The sequence below is a fragment of the Pseudoalteromonas aurantia genome (assembly GCF_005886875.1).
Classification (GTDB): Bacteria; Pseudomonadota; Gammaproteobacteria; order Enterobacterales; family Alteromonadaceae; genus Pseudoalteromonas; species Pseudoalteromonas aurantia_A.
On the sequence record NZ_PNBY01000005.1, the window covers coordinates 1 to 24,982 of the forward strand.

27 protein-coding genes are annotated in these 24,982 nt (G+C 43.0%); 15 read left to right on the top strand and 12 right to left on the bottom strand.

The features are described 5' to 3' along the window. Window positions 1-45: 45 nt before the first annotated feature. Genes CWC18_RS00205 through cyaY form a run of 6 tightly spaced genes read right to left on the bottom strand, consistent with a single transcriptional unit; the run spans window position 46 to window position 5,765 of the window. Window positions 46-1,152, bottom strand: coding sequence for a heme biosynthesis HemY N-terminal domain-containing protein (locus CWC18_RS00205; protein WP_138674437.1), 1,107 nt, complete (start codon window positions 1,150-1,152; stop codon window positions 46-48). Next, entirely contained in the window at window positions 1,149-2,936 is a 1,788-nt protein-coding gene (locus tag CWC18_RS00210) for a uroporphyrinogen-III C-methyltransferase (RefSeq protein WP_138674438.1), read from the bottom strand. The genes CWC18_RS00205 and CWC18_RS00210 overlap by 4 nt, the downstream gene beginning before the upstream one ends. A gap of 1 nt (window position 2,937) precedes the next feature. After that, complete coding sequence (gene hemC, locus CWC18_RS00215) at window positions 2,938-3,876, bottom strand: hydroxymethylbilane synthase (protein ID WP_138591441.1); 939 nt, start codon at window positions 3,874-3,876, stop codon at window positions 2,938-2,940. A 20-nt stretch (window positions 3,877-3,896) separates the two neighbouring features. Next, entirely contained in the window at window positions 3,897-4,775 is an 879-nt protein-coding gene (locus CWC18_RS00220) for a DUF2914 domain-containing protein (RefSeq protein WP_138591440.1), read from the bottom strand. Window positions 4,776-4,791: 16 nt separating this feature from the next. Continuing rightward, window positions 4,792-5,445, bottom strand: coding sequence for an alpha/beta hydrolase (locus CWC18_RS00225; protein WP_138591461.1), 654 nt, complete (start codon window positions 5,443-5,445; stop codon window positions 4,792-4,794). Beyond that, window positions 5,445-5,765, bottom strand: a complete 321-nt coding sequence (gene cyaY, locus CWC18_RS00230) for an iron donor protein CyaY (protein WP_010366970.1) — start codon at window positions 5,763-5,765, stop codon at window positions 5,445-5,447. The genes CWC18_RS00225 and cyaY overlap by 1 nt, the downstream gene beginning before the upstream one ends. 121 nt (window positions 5,766-5,886) lie before the next feature. Here cyaY and lptM point away from each other — a divergent pair, with 121 nt between their 5' ends. From lptM to CWC18_RS00275, 9 genes are all read left to right on the top strand, one after another. Then, on the top strand, window positions 5,887-6,090 hold the full coding sequence (gene lptM, locus CWC18_RS00235) for an LPS translocon maturation chaperone LptM (protein WP_138674439.1): 204 nt from the start codon (window positions 5,887-5,889) through the stop codon (window positions 6,088-6,090). 1 nt (window position 6,091) lies between these two features. Then, on the top strand, window positions 6,092-7,345 hold the full coding sequence (gene lysA / locus CWC18_RS00240; RefSeq protein ID WP_138674440.1) for a diaminopimelate decarboxylase: 1,254 nt from the start codon (window positions 6,092-6,094) through the stop codon (window positions 7,343-7,345). Window positions 7,346-7,411: 66 nt separating this feature from the next. Continuing rightward, on the top strand, window positions 7,412-8,242 hold the full coding sequence (gene dapF / locus CWC18_RS00245) for a diaminopimelate epimerase (protein WP_138674441.1): 831 nt from the start codon (window positions 7,412-7,414) through the stop codon (window positions 8,240-8,242). A gap of 20 nt (window positions 8,243-8,262) precedes the next feature. Continuing rightward, window positions 8,263-8,898 (top strand): DUF484 family protein, encoded by a 636-nt coding sequence (locus CWC18_RS00250; protein WP_138674442.1) that lies wholly within the window; start codon window positions 8,263-8,265, stop codon window positions 8,896-8,898. Window positions 8,899-8,901: 3 nt separating this feature from the next. Further along, complete coding sequence (gene xerC, locus CWC18_RS00255) at window positions 8,902-9,837, top strand: tyrosine recombinase XerC (protein ID WP_138674443.1); 936 nt, start codon at window positions 8,902-8,904, stop codon at window positions 9,835-9,837. Window positions 9,838-9,881: 44 nt separating this feature from the next. Continuing rightward, complete coding sequence (locus CWC18_RS00260) at window positions 9,882-10,589, top strand: HAD-IA family hydrolase (protein WP_138674444.1); 708 nt, start codon at window positions 9,882-9,884, stop codon at window positions 10,587-10,589. Between the two features lie 100 nt (window positions 10,590-10,689). Then, on the top strand, window positions 10,690-12,171 hold the full coding sequence (locus tag CWC18_RS00265) for a peptide MFS transporter (RefSeq protein ID WP_138674445.1): 1,482 nt from the start codon (window positions 10,690-10,692) through the stop codon (window positions 12,169-12,171). 187 nt (window positions 12,172-12,358) lie between these two features. Next, entirely contained in the window at window positions 12,359-13,228 is an 870-nt protein-coding gene (locus CWC18_RS00270) for a dTDP-4-dehydrorhamnose reductase family protein (RefSeq protein WP_138674446.1), read from the top strand. Between the two features lie 61 nt (window positions 13,229-13,289). Further along, window positions 13,290-14,417, top strand: a complete 1,128-nt coding sequence (locus tag CWC18_RS00275; protein WP_138674447.1) for an MBL fold metallo-hydrolase — start codon at window positions 13,290-13,292, stop codon at window positions 14,415-14,417. Between the two features lie 27 nt (window positions 14,418-14,444). Here CWC18_RS00275 and CWC18_RS00280 read toward each other — a convergent pair whose 3' ends face one another. Continuing rightward, window positions 14,445-15,284 (bottom strand): glycosyltransferase, encoded by an 840-nt coding sequence (locus CWC18_RS00280; protein WP_138674448.1) that lies wholly within the window; start codon window positions 15,282-15,284, stop codon window positions 14,445-14,447. Window positions 15,285-15,463: 179 nt separating this feature from the next. Between CWC18_RS00280 and CWC18_RS00285 the strand changes: the two genes are divergently transcribed. Further along, window positions 15,464-15,658 carry a hypothetical protein gene (locus CWC18_RS00285; protein ID WP_432760749.1) on the top strand — a complete coding sequence of 65 codons (195 nt, stop codon included), beginning with the start codon at window positions 15,464-15,466 and terminating at the stop codon, window positions 15,656-15,658. Between the two features lie 302 nt (window positions 15,659-15,960). On the opposite strand, the gene CWC18_RS00290 is transcribed toward CWC18_RS00285, so the two are convergent. Beyond that, a complete protein-coding gene (locus CWC18_RS00290; RefSeq protein WP_138591431.1) occupies window positions 15,961-16,773 on the bottom strand; it encodes a hypothetical protein in 813 nt (270 codons plus the stop codon). A gap of 164 nt (window positions 16,774-16,937) precedes the next feature. Next, window positions 16,938-17,162, bottom strand: coding sequence for a hypothetical protein (locus CWC18_RS21345; protein WP_249348059.1), 225 nt, complete (start codon window positions 17,160-17,162; stop codon window positions 16,938-16,940). A 180-nt stretch (window positions 17,163-17,342) separates the two neighbouring features. Here CWC18_RS21345 and CWC18_RS00300 point away from each other — a divergent pair, with 180 nt between their 5' ends. The 3 genes from CWC18_RS00300 to CWC18_RS00310 all read left to right on the top strand — a co-directional run bounded on the left by CWC18_RS00300 (window position 17,343) and on the right by CWC18_RS00310 (window position 19,696). Further along, window positions 17,343-18,041, top strand: a complete 699-nt coding sequence (locus CWC18_RS00300) for a pseudouridine synthase (RefSeq protein ID WP_138674449.1) — start codon at window positions 17,343-17,345, stop codon at window positions 18,039-18,041. Between the two features lie 61 nt (window positions 18,042-18,102). Beyond that, entirely contained in the window at window positions 18,103-18,480 is a 378-nt protein-coding gene (locus CWC18_RS00305; RefSeq protein WP_119860465.1) for a BlaI/MecI/CopY family transcriptional regulator, read from the top strand. A gap of 1 nt (window position 18,481) precedes the next feature. Then, window positions 18,482-19,696: a M56 family metallopeptidase gene (locus CWC18_RS00310; RefSeq protein ID WP_138674450.1), complete on the top strand. Its 1,215-nt coding sequence runs from the start codon at window positions 18,482-18,484 to the stop codon at window positions 19,694-19,696. Window positions 19,697-19,739: 43 nt separating this feature from the next. Here CWC18_RS00310 and CWC18_RS00315 read toward each other — a convergent pair whose 3' ends face one another. Beyond that, window positions 19,740-20,123, bottom strand: coding sequence for an MAPEG family protein (locus CWC18_RS00315; protein ID WP_138591427.1), 384 nt, complete (start codon window positions 20,121-20,123; stop codon window positions 19,740-19,742). 250 nt (window positions 20,124-20,373) lie between these two features. Between CWC18_RS00315 and CWC18_RS00320 the strand changes: the two genes are divergently transcribed. Continuing rightward, on the top strand, window positions 20,374-21,246 hold the full coding sequence (locus tag CWC18_RS00320; RefSeq protein ID WP_138674451.1) for a DMT family transporter: 873 nt from the start codon (window positions 20,374-20,376) through the stop codon (window positions 21,244-21,246). On the opposite strand, the gene CWC18_RS00325 is transcribed toward CWC18_RS00320, so the two are convergent. Next, the gene (locus CWC18_RS00325; RefSeq protein WP_138674452.1) at window positions 21,243-21,434 is read right to left on the bottom strand and encodes a hypothetical protein; all 192 of its coding nucleotides are present in this window, start codon (window positions 21,432-21,434) and stop codon (window positions 21,243-21,245) included. The two genes, CWC18_RS00320 and CWC18_RS00325, sit on opposite strands and share 4 nt — an antisense overlap. A 373-nt stretch (window positions 21,435-21,807) precedes the next feature. On the opposite strand from CWC18_RS00325, the gene CWC18_RS00330 reads away from it, so the two are divergent. Continuing rightward, the gene (locus CWC18_RS00330; RefSeq protein ID WP_138591424.1) at window positions 21,808-22,170 is read left to right on the top strand and encodes a GGDEF domain-containing protein; all 363 of its coding nucleotides are present in this window, start codon (window positions 21,808-21,810) and stop codon (window positions 22,168-22,170) included. A 28-nt stretch (window positions 22,171-22,198) separates the two neighbouring features. Here the strand turns inward: CWC18_RS00330 and CWC18_RS00335 are convergent, their stop codons facing one another. Then, the gene (locus CWC18_RS00335; RefSeq protein WP_138674453.1) at window positions 22,199-24,508 is read right to left on the bottom strand and encodes a penicillin acylase family protein; all 2,310 of its coding nucleotides are present in this window, start codon (window positions 24,506-24,508) and stop codon (window positions 22,199-22,201) included. Window positions 24,509-24,982: the final 474 nt, after the last annotated feature.

Below are 24,982 nucleotides of genomic sequence, written 5' to 3' on the forward strand. Positions count from 1 at the left end.
TTATCTGATCGGCATTAAGCGTATTCGCTGGCTTTTTCTAAGTATTTATTTGAGAGTCGCCAATTCATAGGCCTTTTGATACTGCTGGGTCTGTTCGTAGCTGCGTAACGCTATACTTGTCCAACCAGTATGCCAATCGCTTTTATTTATGTTATCAAAAATTTTAGCCGCCAGTTCAAAGTCCTCATCCACATGCGCCATACATGCTAAACACGCTAATAAGTCCGCATTGTCTGGCTGTTTTTTCAGCTGGGCCTGTATCGCACGGGTTAATTGTAAATCACCTTCAGTCGCAGCACTTATCACTGCTGATACATCGTGATACAGCCCTTTTTTTAACCATTTTAGTAATGCAGGCTGTACCTGTTTAATTTGCCCACTCGCCGCCATTGATTGTAAATAAGGCTGCTGCGCATACACTTTCAGTGCTTTAGGTAGCTGCTCATAATACGCTTGCCCATCAGGTTGGTTTTGCATAAAAAAACGCGTAAAGAAACGCTGCCAATACTCCGCAGACCAAGTCACTTGCTTGTGTTTGTCGTTCAATGTTTTTATCAATTCAACATATTTTTGCGCTACCAATAGGCCCTCAAGGTAGGTCGTTATCTCGGTTGATTGTGGTTTTTTCTGCTGCATCGGCGTTTCCAGTAACACCAAAGCTTGCGCACCTTTGTCAGCCTGTAGCCAGAGTTTAGGCACTTTACTTTGTGCTTCTTCTGACATGGCGCTTAGGTGCTGTACCGCAGTTGCCTGCTTGCCTTGCTGTAAAGCGGACTTCGCCAGCAACGCATATTGATAATCTTGCCACTGACTAGGCGCATCCTGCTTCTTAAACGCCATTTGTACTTGCTCGTTATCATCATTAAGAGTCGCCCATAGCGCCTGCTGCCAAGCCTGAGAGGCTTTCATTGCACGCTTATGACCAAAGTGCCCCGTTGATTTACGATAAAGTCGCCAGAAAAACTTGATCGCCTTTACGACAAGCCATAGGCCAATCGTTAGCATGAAAAACATAATGGCCATTGCAACTATCGTGGCTTCAATGGTCACATCGTTATACGCTATGAGCACATAACCCTTTTCGTCAATTAATAAATGCCCTGCTGCCATGGCAATCGCAATGGCGATAATTATTAATATCACTCGGATCATTTTAACCACCCATGTACCGCTTTAGCTGAGCGTAACTGAACAGTTTGATTAAACGCCAATGATTGGCCTTGCATCAGTACTAATTCGTCATGCATGGCCTGTACTGCTGCAGAATCCATTTTAAAATAGCTTGTTAACGTTTGTTGAGCACTCGATAAAGCACTAAAAAAGACACTGGCTTGCTTGTCCATCAAAGCACTCTGAGCTTGTGACAAGTGACTTCGTAGCTGCGCTTTCAATAATTGCTGCTCTTGTTTATCAAGTAGTGGGTCAATCACAGCAACTTCACGATGACGAATCGTTATAAAGTCGTCTACCAAATTTTTCCATGTGCGTAATAAATTGGCTTGCCAGTCACTGACATCACTAGACAATTGTGCCGTAGGCGCTGCTGTTTGCTCTGGTAAGCGCACAGTTTGCAGCTCAAGCTCAGGTACTTGTGCGAGTAAACCATGTAACTGTAAATATCTAGATTCCAGGTGCGGCTTGATCTGTGCATTCAACAATGCAATATCTTGGGCGATTGCGCTCAATACGCCAGTGGTGTTTGGCTCATGCTGCAATACCTCACTTAATCTTTGCAGTACCGCAATGCTGCCCTGAAAGTCTTGTTCCGCTGAGGCCTTAAATTGTGCCATCCTTTGTAAGTACAGCACCTCACTGCTGAGTGCACCACTGACTTGTTGTTGGGCTGAGCTCAACGCCGCCTGCAACTGCGTATCAAATTGCTGAGCCTGCGCTGCTAAACGAGACTCTATTTGCATATCAACTTGCTTTTGCTGATTTTGCAATTGAACTAGCTGCTCACGAGTGGTACTTAATTGTTCACTAAGTTGGCTATTTTGCTGTTGTAGTTGCGCAAGCGCAAGGTAGGTTTTATCGCTGATCTGCTGACCATGAATAATTAAGCCGGCTGTTGCGGTACCACCAGCTAAAGCAACCAATAAAGCCAATACACCCACTTTACTGATTTTCTGTTTTACAGGTTTACTTTCTACCGCATGTGTTTCGTTTTGCTGATTCTGTAGTTCACTCATTTGGCTACCTTGCTGTGTTTGTTCAGGCATAATACACTTAAAAATGGCCTCATCATTCGGCCCTGAAGCAACTGTAATATGGGAAGATGCTACCTGATGTTGTAGCATCAAATGATCGGCACTACGCTGACTCACCAAGTAAAAATGACATTGATTCAGCCAAGCCAACAACACTTTATTGGTGGTATTAAATATAGCGTTGATTGCCGCGTTACTGGTTATGACTATACCGTCAATCTTGGCTTCTCGCCAGTGGTCTAACCAGGTATCTGATGGTGCCAACACTGGGGTTCGTCTATAAACAAGGCATTGATTTAATAATGCACCACGCGCTTTTAGGGTTTTTGCCAATAATGTGCGACCCCCTTCGCCTTTCACTATTACAACCTGTTTATCAGCGATAGACTGTAATTGAGGAAGCGCTAACACTCCTTCAGAATCTTGCTGCACGGGCGTTTGGGCCTCGCGAGCATAGACTTTATCGATGACCTTTGCGGTTTGCTCGCCAACAGCAACCAAGGTTGCGGTTGACGGTAATTGGGGTAAGTGTGTAGCTAACCCTTTCACAGCATCTTGCGATATAAAGATGATCACATCCGCATCATCTATCGGCGACAACTGAGTGTTATTGACCGGCAACATTTCCAGCTCAAGGACGGGCGTTTTTACAATATCTATTTGTTGAGCTATCAGCAGCTCGGCTAGCTGCTCGCCTTTTCCTTCAGGTCGAGTAATCGCAATAGCCATATTAAGCGTCTCTATATACCTCAGCTAAAATCTTATCAGCGCCTTGCGCTAATAATTGTTCAGCTAACGCAATACCGATTTGTTCTGCCTGCTCTACAGGTCCACTCGATTGGGCATGCAAAATTTCACTGCCATCAACCGCACCCACCAACCCGCGTAAATGCACCGTATCGCCCTCAACCTCTGCATATGCGCCAATAGGCACCTGACACCCCCCTTCTAGGCGGCGGTTCATGGCACGTTCTGCATTGACACGAATACGAGTTGCTGTGTGCTCTAACGGTGTGAGTAACGCTTGTACACGCACATCATCGATGCGGCACTCAATGCCAACAGCACCTTGGCCATTCGCAGGTAAAGACATTTCAGGTTCAATATAGGCAGCAATACGCTCCGGCATGGCCAGTCGTAATAACCCTGCAGCGGCCAAAATAATGGCATCGTACTCACCGTTATCAAGTTTTGCCAAACGGGTATTCACATTACCTCGAAGATCTTTTATTTGTAAGTCTGGGCGTAATGCGCGAATTTGGCACTGGCGGCGTAAGCTTGAGGTGCCAACAACAGCACCCTGAGGGAGCTCATCTAATGTGTTGTATTGATTAGACACAAAGGCATCTCGTGGGTCTTCACGCTCACAAATGGTATGCAATGCTAAACCTTCAGGAAAATCAACCGGAACATCTTTCATAGAGTGCACTGCAATATCTGCACGTCCATCCATCATAGCTTGCTCAAGTTCTTTAACAAACAAGCCTTTGCCACCAATTTTTGCCAAAGGGGTATCTAAAATAATATCGCCTTGCGTAGACATGGGCACCAACTCAACAGTTAAGCTAGGATGAAAATGCTCTAACCGTGCTTTGACAAACTCAGCTTGCCACATAGCCAATGCACTTTTTCTGGTTGCAATACGCAGGATATTTGTTTGTTCAATCATGATTTGCCTTAACTCTGCTCTTATTGAGCATCTGGAATAATACGAAAAGATTTTTGGGCTAATAACTGCCCTTGCTGAGTAACAACTTCAACACGCCATTGCCCAGTCTGACTTGGCATAATATTTTTACTCGAATATGTGCGATATCTGACTGCCCCAACCGTCAAAGGAATTTCAGCCATTAACTGGTCTTGATGAAACCATAAATGATGAATTATTTTGCCTTGTAGGTTTTTAATTTCGGTAAAAAAGTACAGCTTTTCTGAAAACTGAGTACGCTTCAAATTGTCTTTTAAAACGTCAACCGGCTCGCGCTGTTCAATGCCTGTAGTCAACACCGCACGACTGACCACATTGGTATCTATTTTTGCACCCAGTGCGACATTTGCGACTTGTGCTGATTCTGAGAAAACCGTTTCACTCACACCGGGGATTATGTCCTGCTTCGCATCTTGAACATCCTCTTGCTCAGTGTCTTCATTGACCACAACTGGCGAATCTTCAATGTTTTTAACAGGTTCAACGTTGACAACATCTTCTGAAGCTGGCACCGATACACTTGAGGCAACGGTGCTATCTCTGTGTTGGCTTTCAACCGCCCCCGTCACCAGTTCATTACCCCTGTTTAAGTTTGACTGTAATGTTAGCCCCTCAGGTGACACACCTTCATCTGCGGGCTCTGTTACAACGGGCATATCGCTGTGCGTATCAGCGAGCGCTTCAGTCTGTATTTCATCGGCATTTACAGCATTTGTTAAACCATATGTAACACCTGCCACAGACAACAACACAACGCTCGAGACCGCAAAAATACGCCGCCAATGCCATTGATAACTTACCGTTTGAACGGTAGGTGCCGTTTTAGTCACGGCCGTTTTGATGACTATCCGTTGTGTCATTGCTGCAGTTCCTCAATTAAGATAATGTGGCGATTAACCATTGACGGATCGCCGTTAACTCTTCATGGCATACTTGATGCGCCATCGGGTAATCCTGCCAACTAATATCATACCCTTGCTCACGTAATGTGTCGTAAGCCAAACGGCCTAACGCCATGGGTACTACCGGATCTTGATTACCATGGGCCATAAAAATATTTAATTTATGTTGTACGGCCTCAGTAGCTAACTTAACAGGCGCACACATATAAGTCGATAACGCCATAACACCGGCTAATTTTACCGGTAATCGTGGTGCTAAATGTAAAGAGATAACACCACCTTGCGAAAAACCGGCTAAAATAATTTTTTCAGGCGCTATCCCTTTTGCGATTTCAGCATCAATGAGCTGCTGAACTTTCTCAGCAGATTCTCTCACACCTTGCTCATCAGCGCGGCTCTGTGCATCCATTGATTTAATGTCGTACCAAGAACGCATAACCATACCACCATTTATGGTGACCGGTTGTTCAGGCGCGTGTGGGAAAACGAATCTGACGCCCAATTCATCCGGTAACTTTAACTCTGGTGCAATCGGTAAAAATCCGTCACCCGAATCACCCAGACCATGTAACCAAATAATACTGGCTTTATGCTCACCACGAGCTGCATATTCTACAAAAGGTAACATTAATCGTGCTTCCATTTAATTTCAGTGCCCGCCTGACGCGTCGCTGCATCACACATAAATTGCCAAAACTCAGCGCCAGAGCGATTATCAATCCACTTATCACCATGTAATTCAAAATGGTGCCCATTAAACTTCGTTGCTACCCAAACCTGATGAAGAGGCGCTTGCTTGTTGATAATAATTTTACTTTTATCGGCAAACAAAATCTCTAAAATGCCTGACGCAGACTCATAATCTAAGTCAGCGTCACAATCATCAATTTGATCTTCAATGGTAAACATTAAAGCTTCTGCTAGTTCATGGTACTCGTGATCTGTCATAGCACTTTCCTTTTTCAGCACAATTTATTTACGATGCAGCTAAAATACCTAGTCGCAATAGCTGCTTTTTTTACGAATTCTGTTACTCTGCGATTATAAAGGCACTGACATCATTAATCTAATGAAAGCGATACTCTCTCAAGCAAGCATGTTTATTTTAGTCTTATTAAGCGTTCTGACCTTAACTGGGTGCGGGCAAAGTGGTGTGTTATATCTCCCTGAACACCAACCTAACCCCGATATCAATACCCCCGAGGCCAAAAATCAATTAGCACAGCCCAACAACTTGAAAAATGTTGAGCCAATGCGTGACAAGGAGCAATAGCATGGACTTTTTCCATTATAAAGATCAACAGCTGTTTGCTGAAGAGGTTGCCGTCTCCGATATTGCCAAACAATACGGTACGCCCTGTTATGTCTATTCAAGAAAAACATTTGAACGTCATTATCATGCATTTACTGATGCCGCTGACGGACATCCACATCTGGTGTGTTACGCAGTAAAAGCGAACTCTAACATTGCCGTACTCAATGTGTTGGCAAAGCTTGGCGCTGGCTTTGATATTGTCTCAAAAGGCGAATTAGCAAGAGTTATCGAAGCCGGTGGTGATACTAGCAAAGTGGTGTTCTCTGGGGTTGCCAAAACCTCAGACGAAATTGAATTTGCGTTGGCGCATAATATAAAGTGCTTCAATGTTGAATCGGTTGCCGAACTCAAGCGGATCAGCCAAGTTGCCCATAGAGTGAATAAAACAGCGCGCATCTCAATTCGCGTTAACCCTGATATAGACGCCAACACACACCCCTATATCTCTACGGGTTTAAAAGAAAATAAGTTTGGTATTGATATTAAACAAGCCTTTGATGTCTATCAGCTTGCGTACGCATTGCCAGCGTTAGATGTAGTGGGTGTAGACTTTCATATCGGCTCACAATTGACCGACGTTGAACCATTTCTCGCTGCGCTAGATAAAGTACTGGCTTTGATTGAACAGCTAAAATCCGCAGGTATCGAGTTACATCACTTAGATATTGGTGGTGGGTTGGGTGTGCCATATGACAGTGAAAAGCCGCCTCATCCTAGTGCTTATGCTGCTGAAGTAAAAGCAAAACTAACGAACTACCCCCGTTTAGAACTGGTGTTTGAGCCTGGTCGTGCGATTGCCGCCAACGCTGGGATTTTGGTAACGCAAGTCGAGTATTTAAAGCCTAGCCAAGAAAAACACTTTGCCATTGTTGATGCCGGCATGAACGACATGCTCCGCCCCTCTCTTTACCAAGCATGGCAAAATATTATTGCAGTCTCTCCGCGCAGTGATGATACACCAACACATAACTATGATGTGGTGGGTCCAGTCTGTGAGACGGGCGACTTTTTAGGAAAAAATCGGCCGCTTGCCATTCAAGCGGGGGATTTACTCGCTCAGCGAAGTGCCGGTGCATATGGCTTTACAATGAGCTCTAACTATAATTCACGCCCTCGTGCTGCTGAACTCATGGTAGATGGCGACCAATGCTATGTGGTAAGACAAAGAGAGACATTGCAATCATTGTGGCAAGGTGAGCAATTACTACCATAATTTGTATATCGCAATGACAGAAAAATCATGGCAAGGCAGCCTTAGCAGGAGTAGTTTTAAGACATTATGTTTGTAAATTTTTCAAAAATGCACGGCTTGGGTAATGACTTTATGGTGGTTGATAACGTCACTCAAAACGTATTTTTATCTCGCGATCAAATTAAGAAACTCGCCAATCGACATTTTGGGGTGGGTTTTGATCAATTGTTGTTGGTTGAAGCGCCCTATTCGCCTGAGTTAGACTTTCACTACCGAATTTTCAATGCTGACGGCTCTGAAGTTGAGCAATGTGGCAATGGTGCACGATGTTTTGCCCGCTTTGTGAGAATGAAAGGCCTGACTAATAAACACAAAATATCAGTCTCAACTAAGTCGGGTAATATTACGTTATACATAGAAAAAGATGGTCAAGTCACCGTTAATATGGGCAACCCGCACTTTGCGCCAAGCAGTATTCCGTTTAAAGCCACTAAGCCAGAACTGACCTACATTATGCGTGCTGATGACCAGACTGTTTTTTGTGGCGTAGTTTCTATGGGTAACCCGCACTGTGTGATTGAAGTCGATGATATCAACACAGCGGATGTAGACACCCTTGGCCCACTACTTGAGCACCATGAACGCTTTCCAGAACGTGCTAACATTGGATTTATGCAAATTATCAATGAAGAGCACATCAAGCTGCGCGTATGGGAGCGCGGTGCACAAGAGACGCTAGCCTGTGGTAGTGGCGCCTGTGCGGCCGTTGCAATTGGCATTGCGCAAAAGAAACTCGCCAATACCGTTCAAGTTGACTTACCCGGTGGCAGTTTGCAGGTTCGCTGGCAAGGTGAAGGCCATGCTGTAAAAATGACTGGCCCAGCAGAACATGTTTTTGACGGCCAAATCGCACTGTGAATAACCAATGAGATAACACGATGAGCAAACAGCAATTACCTATTGATGAACAACAGATATGTGACTATTTAACACGCCACCCTGATTTTTTTACTCATCATCAATATGTATTGCTAGAGCTTGAGTTACACGCACAAAGTCAAGGCTTGCCTAATCTAGCATTACAACAACAGCGCCTGCTGAGAGAGCAAAACACCCAGCTAAAAACACAGCTGGCCACAACAGCACGTTTAGCATTAGATAATGAACGGGTCTTTCGCTTGTTCAGCGAATGCCAACGTCAGCTTTGGCGCTGCAATAGTTTCTCTGAGCTCGCTCAACAACTTGCCGATACACTCTGTCAAAGCCCTCATGTTATTGCCTGTGAATTACTGCCGTATCGAGAAAACTTAAGTACCATGATTCACTCTCGTTTATCACAACGCAGCAGTTATCTCGGCCGTCTCTCAGCACAAGAGCACACATTACTTTGGCATAAGGACCATGTTCCTTACGCACGCTCCGTGGCACTCTATTTGATTGGTAGTGTACAACAGCCAGAAGCCATTTTAGCATTTGCCAGCGACGAAGCCGCTCACTTCAGTTCAGACAATGACAATTTGTTCATCGACGAGTTTATTACATCGCTCGAACTTCGCTTGACTGATCTGGCGTAAAGCATGTCTGAAGCTGCGACTGAATTGCCTGAAGCATGGTTAGCGCCTATTGATGATTTTATGGCTTATTTGAAGCATGAACGACAGTATTCACCACATACCCTAACCCAGTACAGTACTCAATTGCGCCAAGCAGCCCATTACTTTCAACCCTATAGCCCTCATTGGCTACAGGTATCTGCTGAGCAAATACGTCGCTACAGCATGCATTTACGAGCCAAACAGTATAATCCTCGCACCATCAACCTAAAATTAAGTTGTATTCGCAGCCTATATAAATTTCTGAAAGTAAAGCATATTCAACACGCTACTATTGCCAACCCTGGTGAGGGGATAAAGGGTCCTAAATTTCAACGCCCACTCCCAAAGAACTTAGATGTTGATCAAATGGGGCAACTGCTCAATATTCAAGAGGATGACGCCTTAGCACTGCGCGATAAAGCCATGATGGAACTGATGTATTCAAGTGGTTTACGAATAAGCGAACTGGTGAATGTCAATTTAGGTGATATTCGTGAAGGCGAAATTCGCGTTATAGGTAAAGGCAATAAAGAACGCGTGATCCCCGTTGGTAATAAAGCACTCGATGCACTGTCACAATGGCTAATAATTCGAGAACAAATGGCCTTGCCGGAAGAGCAAGCCGTATTTGTCAGCAAGCGAAAACAACGGATCTCTATTCGTCATGTGCGCGAAAGAATGAAAGAGTGGGGTATCAAACAAGGTGTTAGCACTCCTATTCATCCCCATAAATTACGCCATTCTTTTGCCAGCCACCTACTAGAATCAAGCGGTGATCTACGCGCTGTGCAAGAGATGCTCGGGCACACGAGTTTATCTGCCACACAAGTTTATACCCATGTGGACTTTCAACATTTAGCGAAAGTCTATGACCAAGCACACCCCCGTTCAAAAAAGCAAAATAGCGATCCGAATTAAAAGACTTTCAGTATAATAAAGTCATTCCCCCTTTTTAAAATACCATCATGCGATTCAATAAAGCCCTTAGTAGTATCAGCGTACTCAGTTTTGATCTCGACGACACCCTATATAACAATCATCCAATTATTAAAGCAGCTGTACAAGCACAGCTATCTTATTTAGCCAATATCGAGCAATGGACGGCACAAGGCCCTAATTTTTGGTCGCATTGTCGTAATGAAACAGCTAAACAGCATCCGACACTCATCGATGATGTGACCCAGTTGCGTCGCGTGGCTCTGCACTATGGTATGGCACAATTAGGATTCACAGCGCCACAAGCTGAGCAGTATGCACAAGAAGCGTATACCGCATTTAGTCATGCCAGAAGTAATATCACCGTAGAGCAACCCGTACTTGAACTCTTGCATACACTGCGTAAAAAATACCGCCTTATCGCCATCACTAACGGCAACGTTGAGGTCGAAAAATTTAATCTAGCAGGTGAGTTTGATGTAGTGCTAAAAGCAGGGCCTGACGGAGCAGCCAAACCCCATAGTGCACTCTTCGATAAAGCGGCCATGATATTAAGTGTTGATAAATCTGAAATCTTGCATATTGGTGATAGCTTAGACAGTGATGTTCAAGGTGCAAATAATGCAGGGTGCCACAGCGTGTGGCTAAATAATCAGTCATGCCAATACGCCTACAAAGGGTTGCCCCATGTGGAAATAAAAAATATTTATGAATTATATCAATTAGTTGAATAACAACTTTTTAGGTTTAAATAACGCCTTTAGTTGCATTTGTTGCGCATTTAACGTACTAATGGTTCCAAATAATGATAACGATAACAACGGGACTTCACCTATGTCTGCACAAGATACCGGCTTTTTTGGCCACCCAAAAGGCCTCTCAACCCTCTTTTTTACTGAAATGTGGGAGCGCATGAGCTACTACGGTATGCGTGCTTTACTCGTGCTCTTTATGACCGCAAGTTTACAAGAGCAAGGCCTAGGCTTTACTGTCGCTTCTGCCGCCGCAATTTACGGTTTGTACACCGGCGCGGTATACTTTCTAGGGCTACCCGGTGGTTGGATAGCCGACCGTTTGCTCGGTGGTCAAAAAGCAGTCTGGTATGGCGGTGTCATTATCATGATCGGCCATATCATTTTGGCCATTCCGTCGACGCACTCCTTCTTTATTGGGCTTATTTTTGTTGCCCTCGGGACTGGGTTACTCAAACCAAATATCAGCGCTATGGTCGGGCAGCTATACAAGTCTGATGATGAGCGCCGAGACAGTGGTTATGCCATTTACTATATGGGGATCAACTTAGGTTCTGTGATTGGCTATTATGTCTGTGGCTATTTTATGGAGCATGTGGGCTGGCATTATGCATTTGGCGCTGCGGCCGTAGGCATGGCAATCGGCTTAATCCAGTACCAACGTACGCTCAGCAATATTGTCACTGTAGGCGAAAAACCTGCCAACCCACTTGCCCCAAACCATGCCAAACAAGCTTGGCTGGCTATCATTGCAACGCTTGGTGTGATTGCCGGCGTGACAACGTTAACGTATTTTGGCGTGATAGTGCTTGAACCCGTGCAACTAGCAAAATATGTCGCAGTGGTCTTTACCTTAGTATTTTTTGTTTACTATGGCCTGATTTACTTTAAAGGCAACTTGAACGAAGATGAGCAGAAAAAGATGTGGGCACTGTTTTTAGTGTGTATTGCATCAGCTTGCTTTTGGTCTGGTTTTGAACAAGCTGGGTCGTCATTGAACCTCTTTGCCCGCGATTATACGGACCGTATGATTGGCACCTTTTCAATACCAACCGCATGGTTCCAATCAGCCAATGCACTCTTTATCATCATCTTATCGCCTTTCTTTGCCGCGCTTTGGATCAACTTATCAAAACGTATGATTTCGCCTTCCTATAATTTAAAATGTGCGGTTGGTTTAATCATTATGGCCAGCGGGTTTTTAGTCATGTTTATGGCATCACAGTATGCAGCACAAGGTCTAAAAGTCGCACCTTATTGGCTTATCACCACTTACTTCTTACACACAGTAGGTGAACTATGTTTAAGCCCTGTCGCACTCAGTGCCGTAAGTAAACTCTCACCTAAACGTTTCGCAGGCCAAATGATGGGCGTCTTTGTTTTAACTTATTCGATTGGTAATATTATTTCAGGGCTATTGGCTGGCAACTTCGACCCGAACAAAGTGGATGAAATGCCACACCTTTATCTACAAATCAGTCTTTTCTGTATCGGGGTAGGTATTATTATTGCCTTGCTGAGCATCAAATCTAAAGTGTGGGAAGGGCAGCAAAAGTTAGCGTAACTTAATGTGTGGGGGCAGAAATGCCCCTCACCCTTTATTACATCAAGTGCCTACTTAAACCACATCTGACACCGCTTAATGTGTTTTAAAACTTTCGTTACACTGGGCGGGTTCAGACTCCAATCTGTCAGATATTAATGTCTGGCAAATGTGTAAAGACCACATGGACTCGATATAAGGAAACCAAATGAAGAAAGTAATGATAACAGGTGCAACAGGTATGCTAGGTAGAGCGCTTGTCAATACACTCAAGCCAACTTTTGAAGTCATTGGTACAGGTTTCAGCCGCGCAAGCGACAGTATTTCAAAGCTTGATCTCAATGACCAAGAAGCTATTTATCAATTTTTAGACACGCATCAGCCTGACATACTGATTCACGCGGCAGCAGAAAGAAAACCCGATGTCTGTGAGCAGTCTCCTGAGCAAACGTTGGCTCTGAATGTACAAGCAACACAGTTTCTAGCGCAGCAATGTAAAACCCGGAAAATTCGCCTTATTTTTATCAGTACCGACTATGTATTCGATGGTACACAAGCCCCCTATATTGAGAATTCAGCAACTAATCCAATGAATTTTTATGGGCAAAGTAAACAACAAGCTGAGCAAGCCGTATTAGTATGCAGTGAGTTGCACTCCGTGATCCGCGTACCTGTATTATATGGCGATGTCACCCATTTGGCAGAGTCCGCCGTCACTGTCATTGCAGAACAAATTAATGAAACTATTCCTTCAGAACATGATCACTGGGCTATTCGCTACCCCACTCATGTAGAAGACATAGCTCTAACACTCAAAGACTTGCTTAAACAGCCTGAAAGTTTAGGTGGCATATTTCATATTTCTAATCACCAAGCCATGAGTAAATATGACATGGCCTGTATCATTGCCGAACACCGTAATTATCCACGCTCGTTGTTAACACCACAGCCCACCCCCAGTCAAACAGCACAAAGACCATATAACTGTGCGCTCAAAGACACCCGCCTCACTAAGCTCGGTATTAGCCATCAACGAGACTTTAGTATTGCGATTAAACATATTCTTAGTAGCCAATAATATTTTATTTTTGAGTAGATTATAGTGGTCCAAAACAGGGGCACTTTTTATAAGGATGACCATGCGAACAACTCATGCTACCGCTTATAGCACTCTATTTTTCAGCATTATCACAATGACTTTAACAGGGTGTCAGCAAGCACCCGTTAATACATTAAATAACCCTGTATTTAATAAAAACCCTCAAGGGGAATTTACCAACCAATACCCCAGCACCTTCCGAGGTAAGGGTCCGCATCATCCTTATGATGACATTGAATTCCTCAAAGAAGAGGAAATTAAGCCAGTGGAACCCAGTTTTATCAATGTTGGTTCATTTACGGGATTCAGTAAAAGTGCTGGTTTTAATTATCAAGATTTACTCTACGCTACACCCCGTATCGATGAGCAAGCACGCCAAACACTCACGTGGTTAGGACATGCCAGCTTCCTAGTACAACAGCGCCATGATGATGCGTTTTTAACAGATCCTGTCTTTGGCGAATTTGATGGTGCCGTTGGCTGGTTAGCCCGAAAAATCAACGACGAAATGGCACGTTTAGGCCCTGCTCCATTTCAGAGTGATGACTTACAGTTTGTCGATGGCGCAGTCATTTCACACAATCATTATGACCATCTAAGTGTCGAGACTCTTAATACCCTTGCACAAGGCACAGAGTTATTGCTGCCGCTGTCAGTCAGCGATCACGTTGACTACACGCAAGGTCCAATCACAGAAATGGACTGGTATACTCAAACCACCATTGGCAAAACTAATGTTCATTTTTTACCTGCCCATCACTTCTCTCGTCGTGGCTTAAATGACTGGAACGAAACATTGTGGGGCGCGTGGCTATTTGATGATGGCGCACATACTATCTTTTTCGCTGGCGATACCGGATATAGTCCCATTTATAAAGATATGAACGCCAAATTTAACGGCTTTGATGTCTGTTTAATGCCGATTGTTGCTTATGATTATACCTATCGTAGCATTCATTTCGCGCCCGAAGATGCGGTAAAAGCGGCACAAGATTTAGCGTGTAAAGTATTTATACCTTGGGGTTACGGGACGTGGTTATTAGGCTATGAACATGTCAATGAACCACTGCGTCGCCTACAAAAGGCATTCGACGATATAAAACCAGATATGGCGTTAAAAATACTTAAAATTGGGGAAAGTGTTCGCTATAGCGAGCTGCTTAACTAGCACCTAGTTTTAAACTGTGTCTCACAGTTAATGGGGCACAAACCAACGACAGCATTGTTTTATCAAAAAATTTGGCAACGGATACTTTTTACATACCACGTTTAAGTAGTCATGCCATGCGTGTGCTTTTAGCGCTTCCATTTTATCTCTTGGCAAAATATTATCATAAAGCGTCGCGAAATCTTTTAAGAACTGAATATCACGGCGTCGGCTATTTTTTGCGTAGCCCTTACCTGCATAATGAATAAAGTCAGCCTCTAAATAGCCCTCTTTACCAAACATATCCATACGATTATAAGTTGTGGCTAACTCTTTATGTTTCAGATCATTTTTAAATATTTGATAATTAAAAAACGTCTGTTCATAGAAACGAATATGATTACACACTGATTGCAATCCAGCTAAATCAGCATAGTCGAATAGTTTGCATCCTTGTGATACTAACATAACCCCTACATTATAATAAATGACGCCCTCACACTGCATTGGCCAATTTAAAAGACCCAACTTATTTTCGATCAACTGACGTTCAAATTGACGATCGCATATAGCACCTTCATTAAGCATATATATCACCATAGGATCCGTGTATTGTTTAAATATATCCTGTGCACTTGGTGAAATTAAAATATCAGCGTCTAAATATAATACTCTGTCATACTCCTTGAGTAACTCGCCGATTCGCAGCTTTTCAGCCCACGCCGGATTTGCACCATAGTGAGGGTCATGAATATTAATTGGATAATGTAACTCGTCGGAAACAATCAAATCGGCTCCAACTTTGTCAGCATAATGCTTAAAACTTAAGATTGCAGCTTGATACATTGGGTTATCGCCAATCGCGAGCGTAAATATCGCTTTTTTCACAAAAATCCTGTTATGTTATCAAAAAGGTGACTCATAATTATTCAAATCAATAAGTTAAACAACCCCGTATTACAAGTTCATACATTTTTTTGCTCACGACTAACTCAATTCAACCTGATCCACTCTCAGGTATAATATAGCCGTTATCACACAGCATTAAACACAACGAAAGAAACATCATGCCTAAACCAATTCGCTTAGCTAAATTTTTAGGCCATGCAGGTGTGTGCTCTCGCCGCCAAGCATCAAGATTAATTTATACGGGAAAAGTAACCGTAATCGATAAATTAGCAGATCACATCGATCATGTCACTGCACAAGGTGTAGTGCGCGTGCGAGGCAAAGCGATCACAGACTTACGTACAATCCAATGATGATATTTCGCTCAATATCAAGGCGCTTTTATGCAGTAATAGCGGGCTATTACAAATGAAAGCAACGCCGAGAGTGAGAAAAAGGTATTCGACGATATAAAACCAGATATGGCGTTAAAAATACTTAAAATTGGGGAAAGTGTTCGCTATAGCGATCTGCTTTAAGTGTACATTAACAATCAACATAGAAATCACCACCGTATTATGCAATTTCACATAGTACGGTAGTGTATCTAGAGAAAACACTCAAAACCTTTAATTAATACCAAACATTCAATAAACCTTCATTTAATTCGTGTAATCTAGTGCACTTTATCTTGAAGCCACCTTAAAAAAGGTCTTCTCGCCCTAATTCCTTTAGATAAAAAAGGAGACTCCAATAGTTTTTGTACAGAGTTATTTTCAACCTCTCGTTTGAGCTCTTCATGAATAAATAATCTTGGTTTTTTATGCCAGTAGTGATATACATCACCATCACCAACTGTCAATATGTTTCCTTTTTGCATTAATAATAAACCTAATGCAAATTGCTCAGCCGTATGAAATGTAATAACTTGGCTAATTTCTTCCATTAACCATAGCGCAGTATCAAAAATATCTAAATGGGATTGGTCTACACCAATAAATCCAGAGTTATACATAGGGTCTGATTTTGAAATATGGTAATCTCCATATTCGGGATGGCTAAAGGTCCGGTCTAAAGCATTTTTGTATTGACGCGAAAAACGTTTTTTACTTAAGTGCCCCTCTAACTTATGTAAAACACTTTGCTTACTCGAAATCTCATTAAAGTAATGCATAATGTTCTTTTTTACTAACGTATCAGAATCCAAGAAAATCGCTACTTTAACGTAATTTTCCAACAAATAGCGTAACCCACTTAACTTCAGCCGAAAATGGTAATCTGATTTACTTAACCATTGAGACTTCAAAGCATCATCTAATTTTACTATTGTGACTTGTTCCGTTTCACTAAAAAAATCAGGCATTTCAGCTAACACAATGACTTTGGCATTAGGGTTATGTAATAGGAGTGTAGAAATACTGCCTATTGCTTCATTGTAATGCCGTAATTGTTTACCATATAAAACATATACAAATCCTTTTTCGATCACCTTAACCCCCTCTCCTTTGTCCGTATTTCGTAATACAACACTTATAAAATAACTAAAACCCCTTATAACTGAGAATTATAACATGATCGAGAATAGAATAAATCTTTAAATAACAAGGCTATAACTAAATTTTTTGCCGCTTATTAACCGAATAAGCATTACGCCTAATTCGGAACAATCACTGCACAAAATTCAACCACATTAGAAAGTGAGAGAATGTGCCTAACTTCTAATGGAGCCCTCACAAACCTCAGCATTGTTTGATCAACCAATGAAACAATCAAATCAACTTCATCTCCAACTTTGTCAGCATAATGCTTAAAACTTAAGATTACAGCTTGATACATTGGGTTATCGCCAATCGCGAGCGTAACTATCGCTTTTTTCACAAAAATCCTGTTGCGCTATCGAAACCCAAAATAAATAAACATTAAAATCAATAATTTAAATAGCTATACATTACAAGTTCATACAATTTTTTGCTCATGATTAACTCAATTCAATCTGATCCACTCTCAGGTATAATATTTCTGTTATCACACTGTTTTAAACACAACGAAGGAACCATCATGCCTAAACCAATACGCTTAGCTAAATTTTTAGGCCATGCAGGCGTGTGCTCGCGCCGTCAGGCATCACGGTTAATTGATGCGGGAGAAGTCACCGTCAACGGTAAATTAGCAAATCACATTGATCATGTTACCGCACAAGACATCGTTATCGTGCAAGGCAAAGCGATCACGACCTTGCCCGAGAAGGTACTCTACGCTTATCACAAACCTGTTGGCGTTGACTGCAAACTTAATATCGACGATCCAACTAGCCTTATTCATTGCCTCCCTGGCGCACCACGTGTTTATCCCATTGGTCGGTTAGATAAAGATTCTCGAGGGTTATTACTACTTACCAATGACGGTGCCTTATGCCAATATATGTTGCACCCTGAGCATCATCAAAAAAAGGAATATTGGGTAGAAGTTGACCGACCTATTGACCCATCTTTTTGTCAAAAAATGGCAAATGGCGTGCCTATTAATGGGCAAATAACCCTGCCGTGTGATGTTGAATTATTAACACCCACGCGCTTCAAAATAACCCTACAACAAGGACTAAATCGCCAAATACGCAAAATGAGCCATTACTGTGGCTATCGCGTGATTGATTTATTTAGAGTCAAAATAGCGGGCTTTACCCTACAACCAAATAACTTAACTGAAGGTGCTTACCAACGCATTTCTCAATCAGAACTTAGCATTGTACAAAAATAAACCTTGATCTTTTGAACTACAAGCGTAATCTAAACACATTGATTACACTTGTAGGCAAAAAATGATTGAATTATCTAAGGCCGAATTCTCGGTGATGGAAGCACTTTGGCAAGGTTACCCAGCTAAAGCCAGTGACATTATTAAGCGCTTAAGCGACGACACGCAATGGCACGAAAAAACCATTAAAACTCTGGTGAGTCGACTCGTTAAAAAGCAGGCGGTTACTTTTGAAAAGCAAGGCCGGGAATACATCTACACGCCCACCATTGAACGAGATGATTATACCCAAAAAGAAAGCCGAAGCTTTATTCAACGACTATTCCAAGGCCGTATCGCACCGTTAGTCAGTGGGTTTGCCAAAACACACCCCCTCTCACAAACCGATATTGATGAGTTAAAAAACGTCATAAAAGAGTGGGAAGACAAGCAAGGAAAGTAATATGTTAAACGAGCTACTTGATTGGGTAATTAAAATACAGTTGCTGCTGAGCATGAGTGTTGTTGTACTCTTAATTTGCGAACGCTCACTTTCGAGTAAAATTGGCGCTCAGTTGCTATATAAAATGTGGTGGCTCATACCAAGCACCCTGTTACTGCTAAGTGTACCCAGTGAATTGAAGCCCTTATCAAATAACGCCATGCACTACGTAACCGTCACCCCAACTCAACTCCCAGTGACTGATACGTGGTTGTTAAGTTGGACAGTCGTATATATAGCGGGCGCATGCAGTCTGTTACTTGCTATGTTTTGGCAGCATAAGCGTTTTCATACTAACCTCGCCTTAGAATTAACAGGTGCGACGTACCGTGGGTACCCAGTTTACGTCAGCACACAAATAAACAGTCCAATGATTGTTGGCCTCATAAAGTACAACATTGTAATGCCGGCGAATTATATTCAGCGCTTTGATGCGCAGTCTCTTTCATTAATGCTAGAACATGAATATACGCACATAAAACGCCACGATAACCTATGGAATCTTGGGTTCTTTTCACTGTGTACAATAACCTGGTTCAATCCACTGATTTGGCTTGGGTATCAGAGCTTTCGACGTGTCCAAGAGCTCGCTTGCGACGAACGTGTCCTAGAAAATAAACCGCATCATCAACAAGTGCATTATGCCAAAACACTGATTAACTGTGTTGAACACCATAACAAACGACATTTTGCATACGCTTACTATGGAGATAAAAACACCATGCTACAGAGACTTAACCATATAAAAAACACAGCTCGACCTTCAACGGTTGCGCAAACCCTGTTGATCACCTGTGCGCTGGCATCATTAAGTGCCTTAGCAATCACTAAAGACAGTCCGTCAGAAAAAGTAAAAGCAGATCACTCAGTAAAACCTATCATGCGAATTGAGCCAAAATACCCCATTGAAGCGGCAAATGATGGCGTGTCAGGGTATGTACAACTGGCCTATACCATTGATGAGCGAGGTCATACTAACAACATCAAAGTCATTGACGCTAAACCAAAAAGTACATTCGAGCACAATGCGATTACGGCATTGCGACAATGGCAATACACCCCTTCAAACAACCCAGATGAAATACATCGCGTTCAGTTAGATTTTAAAATTAATGATAACGCGACAAGCACACCACAACAGGATCAGTTTGAACGGATTGATGTATCGTCACACTGATATATATAGAGCAACACTTAGTTGCTCTATTTACCCTTTTAATTTAGATGCTTACACCAATCATACCCACTGCGGAGCCAATGCCCACTAACCACACCAACGATCTGAGTTTATCTATATTCATATAGTAAAAAACACAGTATAAAATACGTGCAATAATATGAGTGATGGCTAAATACTCTGTCACCGCATTCACATTATTTGAGCCTAACACAACGGCCAGAGCCACTGAAAAAACAATGAGTGATTCAAAACTATTTTGGTGTGCTGCCAGGGCACGCGCACCAAACCCTTCTAGCTTTGCTTGTTGAGCACGCGGGTGACGGTTATCGTACCCCCCCAATTTATTCATTTCGATGGCCACGGGCAACTTAGCCAAGTAAGGTAACAATACCGCAACGAGTGCGCAGATCAATAACGTTGTCATGCTAGCTCCTTTGTGTTTATAAGAAATAATGAACCACGCTAACATACCATTGCACGCACAAAAAAGCCGCCTATTTCATAACCTATAGTGAATTGTATTGCATCGCCTAACAGTATAAAAAGCGTGCTATATACCTACCCTGCAATAGGGTGTCGCATCAACGAGATATTTCAGCTATAAACCATTCGTATATTCTCTTCATAGTTGATAATGTGTGATCTTGAACTCATCAAACAAAGAGACTAATAGCATGGCATGGATCGCATTCACATTTTTGGCTGCTTTTGCACAAGCGTGGCGTAATGCCTTACAAAGTCAGTTCAGCAACCATGCCTCAATCGCAACAGTTACCCTCTCTCGTTTTATGCTAGCGAGCCCAATTGCGGCGTTATATTTAGTCGGTTTATATCAATTTTATCCCACAGAACAGATACAGTTCAGTGGCACTTTTATGATTTTTATAGGATCAGCCAGTATCACACAAATTGTTGCTACCGCGCTGATGGTGATACTTTTTAAGCAAAATAACTATGCGATAGGTGCAGGGCTGGCCAAAAGTGAAGCGCTCGTTGCGGCTATTTTCGGTATGTTGTTCTTTGGGTCTGCATTATCGTACTTTGGCTGGCTCGGTGTCATCATTGGCGGTGTCGCTGTGCTTATTCTCAGCGGTTTTACCGTCAAAAACTTTAATTTTCCCACCGCCTTGCTTGGTTTAAGCTGTGGTAGCGCCTTTGCCTTAACCTCTTTATGGGTGCGAGAAGCCGCGTTAACCAGTCAGTTGCCATTTCCCCATAGCGCAGCATGGGTTTTGCTCCTAGTGATCAGTATTCAAACCCTGTTGTTAGCTCTTTATTTACTGATCAAAGAGCCACAAAGCTATTCGGTTTTATGGCAACATCGTCGTAAGGTCAGTTTGATCAGCCTCGCCAGCTGTATTGGCTCTATCGGCTGGTTTAGCGCTATGAGTTTACAGCACGTTGCTTATGTCAAAACACTGGGTCAGATTGAGGTCTTTTTCACCATGCTCATTGCAACTTTTTGGCTGAAACAACCCGTTAAACGTCGCGATGGGTTAGGGTTAATACTGATCGCTTTAGCCGCTGGCTTGGTGATGCTCACCTAGCCTACATTCTTTTTTGCCAATGAGCGGTAAAACAACTGAATAACCCGCTCTCTCGGTAACCAGTTAGTGTAAGGCAAATTGAGTTCGGCTAACGGGTCTAATCGCAGTACTTCTTGCTGCGTAGCTCTTTGTGCCATCGCCTTTAATATCAGCGTACGTGCTTTATCGATTCGCACAATATATTGCACTCACTCCCCCTTATTAGATACCATTCCATAGCTAGGAATAAGCACTGTTTTGTCGTTAATTTCAGCTGAAATATCGCGAAGTGCACGTAACAACCCATCAACTCAGCCACCGCATCATCATCCGTATGCGCATGGGCAAAATACGCAATATGTGCCTGCTCATTATTAAAGTACAGAGTTACTGTCTGATCAAAGCTCACTCGAGGTGAATACGCGGACGCTACACCGTACTTTTTGACTAAGCGTTTATGTACATTATCATGAGCAATAACATGGCTCACAACGAGCGAAAAAGCTTCATGACCACAGGTATGGTCACCATGAAAGTGGGTATTTATGACAAATTCAGGCCCCCCTTAGCTTTCAGGCACTCATGTGTTTTGTATCTGTGTTGATAATCACGCAAACTAATAATTACGGACATGCACACGGTGATGAAGTGCTAAAACGTGTCGCACTCCTCATAGATAAACATACCCGTCCTGTAGATATTTGCGCACGTTGGAACGGCGAAGAGTATTTACTCGTCATGCAAAATTGTTCGCAAAAAGCCGCTTTGCATCGAATTGAGAAGCTACGCAGTGCTATTACTTTTGAGATCTTCGAACATTTCGACCACCCAGTTACCCTGAGTTTTGGCGTCACACTGTGGCCCACCAGCAGCAATTTTGATACGGCTTTACATCATGCCGACAACGCGCTCTACACCAGTCAAAAAACGGCCGTAATCAGGTAACAGCCGTTTCATCACTGTATGCTATTCACTACTCTGGTTGATTAGGTTTAATCGTTAATGCATGTACGAGGCGACCAGGCAATAACGGCGTTGCATTCCCTTTTGCATACCCATCAAACCCTGCACGATAAAACGGTGACAACGGATGCCCACTTTGCCCACCCGCGACGGTCATAATCGCATTACCCAACGCCCCCGGTTGTGCTATAAACCGCTGCGAAGCCCCAAAATGACGACCTTGTACCGCCGGCATATAAGTATCACCAAACGCCTTCGTGGTTGGCATATCTAAAAACTGGCTTAGTATCGGTAATTGTGTGCTAAATGGGTGTTTAATGTGTAACGCATTCACGTCTCCCCATTGCCAGCTCGTCATATTTGGCCCAAACTCTGCTGCCAACTTTTGCTTAGCGACTTCATAGGCGTTAAGTTGCAATGCTTGCCAACTCTCATGCTGATTTAACCAGCTCTGCGGCTTTTGTTCCAGCAACTGCCATAATGCAGGCTCTAGATAGCGTTTTATATAGCGTAGACCAGCACCTGCCTCTTTCATTTTTGCTTCAACCGGTGCAAATGCACTGTTCATTAAACTGGTACGAAAGCGCTTCACTAAGGTATAGCCAACTGAGTCTGCACACGCACATGCTTGCCATTGGGCGAGATGCTGTAAATCGTTTGCGAATCGTGCTTTAGAAGCATCATTTTGACTCAATAAAGCGGTTAAATGCTGATGCCATGGGGCTAAAAACACCGCTTCGTTGTCATGCTGTAACTGGTTAAAATCATTTTCATTAAACCTGTCTTTGGCAAGTAACCTATCGCGTATCTGTACCGCTCTAGCGCCTAAGGCATAACCACCATCACCATAACGCGTATGTGCCTGCGCAGAGACTACACGAGCATTAGCGGTCCACAATTTACCATTTTTAGGATTTTTCAACGCGGGTCTAGCAGTGTCGTTGTATTGCCACTGGGGAGAATAGCTAGTTGCCTCTATCGCAATATCAGCCGGATTATTTCTGGCCGGAATTGCACCCATAAGACGCCATGCAGCATTACCGTGTTTATCTACAACCATCAGATTTTGTACCGGAATACCCACTTTGGGCGCTAGTGTCAGGGCATCATCGACCGTCAATGCGGTTTCCATTGCTAATAGCTTTAAATTCACCGCATATGGCTGATGTGCGACCCAACTGAGTGCATAAGCTGTCTCATTGAACTGCTGTACTGGGCCATATTTACTCATTAGCAACGAATACGTGTGTACTTCATTATCGGGTAATTGAATACGCTCTTCTTCTTGCCAAGTTTTATCACTGGCTGACAATTCAATCCAATCTGCTGTATCTAAATACCCATTAGTAAACCCCCAGGCAATATGATCATTCGTGCCCACCACAATCGCAGGCGCACCGGGTAGCGACACACCCGTTACGGTGACGGGTGTATTTTTAGAGTGATAGTTTAATTGCGCACGATACCAAATAGAAGGCACAGCCAGCCCTAAATGCATGTCATCAGAGAGCATGGCTTTACCAGAGCGAGTTAACGCCCCGGTTACCGCCCAGTTATTACTGCCATATAAATTTATCGAGCCAATATCATGGATGTCTGCACGCGCGGCACGCGCGAGTGAAATATCTAATTGCGGTATTGGCACTTGTCGTGTTGGTAACACGGAGCCATCCAGCGCAGCTTGATGAATACTGGGCTGCAATACAAACTCACGCATCGCTTTACCAAAAGTATGCTCTAAATAAATGAGTGCTTTATCACGTTCAAAGTTCGCAGACTGTAAATCAAGGTACATACTAAAAATGACCAATATACTGTCTTCACTGCGCCACGCTTTTACAGGTCCTCCACTGAGTAAATATTCAAAACTCTGAAAGCCTGCCTGTACCCGCCCTTCGTTAACGCCCTGTGTGTAGGCTGCGAGCACTTGTTGTTGGTCATACGGTAAATGCGCGACAATATATTCACTCCGCTTACGTAATTGATGGAACCGCATGGTTTTATCTAATTCTATTGCCGCAGATCCAAACAACTCACTGAGCTCTCCTGCCGCATTACGACGTAATAGATCCATCTGAAAGAATCTATCCTGACCATGAGCAAACCCTAAACCATAAGCCGCATCTTCTCGAGATTGCGCCGTAATTACAGCTTGTCCTAATGCATCTCGCTCCACCGTCGTCGCTGCGTTGATCCCGTTACTGGTACCAGTGCCATCGAGTGACGGTAAGCTCAACGACAGCACGCCATAAAGAGCTGCGGTTGTCGCTAGCACTAATAAAACCAATCCAGCAAGGATCCGTTTGAACCAAGTGAGCATCTCTTTGTCCTTATAACTTTGTGTGAATCATTATCATAACCATATAAATATGAAGTTGATATGTCCAAGCAATTGTAATATTCATAGCGTTAATCGCCTGCCCAAATTGTGTGATAAATACCACCTCATAAACGCCTTAAAGCTATGTTACGTTTTTATTCTATTTAACTCATTTCTAATTATGATGAATAAACTACTTTTGCCAGTGCAATAACCAATCATTTTATTGTGCTAGCAGAGCCCCTCACACTCATTCAAGGCGGCGAGGCGCTGAGCGCGCTGGTACCAGTCTACAATGCCGATGACTCCTTTTGGGGGCTACTCTCCGTCGTCATCGATATGAAAAAGCTGTTCAAATCAGTCAACCTGGAAAAACTAGACAATCATTATCGTATTGCGATACGAGGGAAAAATGGACTCGGAGAGTTAGGAGAGTTTTTTATGGCGATAAGCATATTTTAGAGTTACACCCTC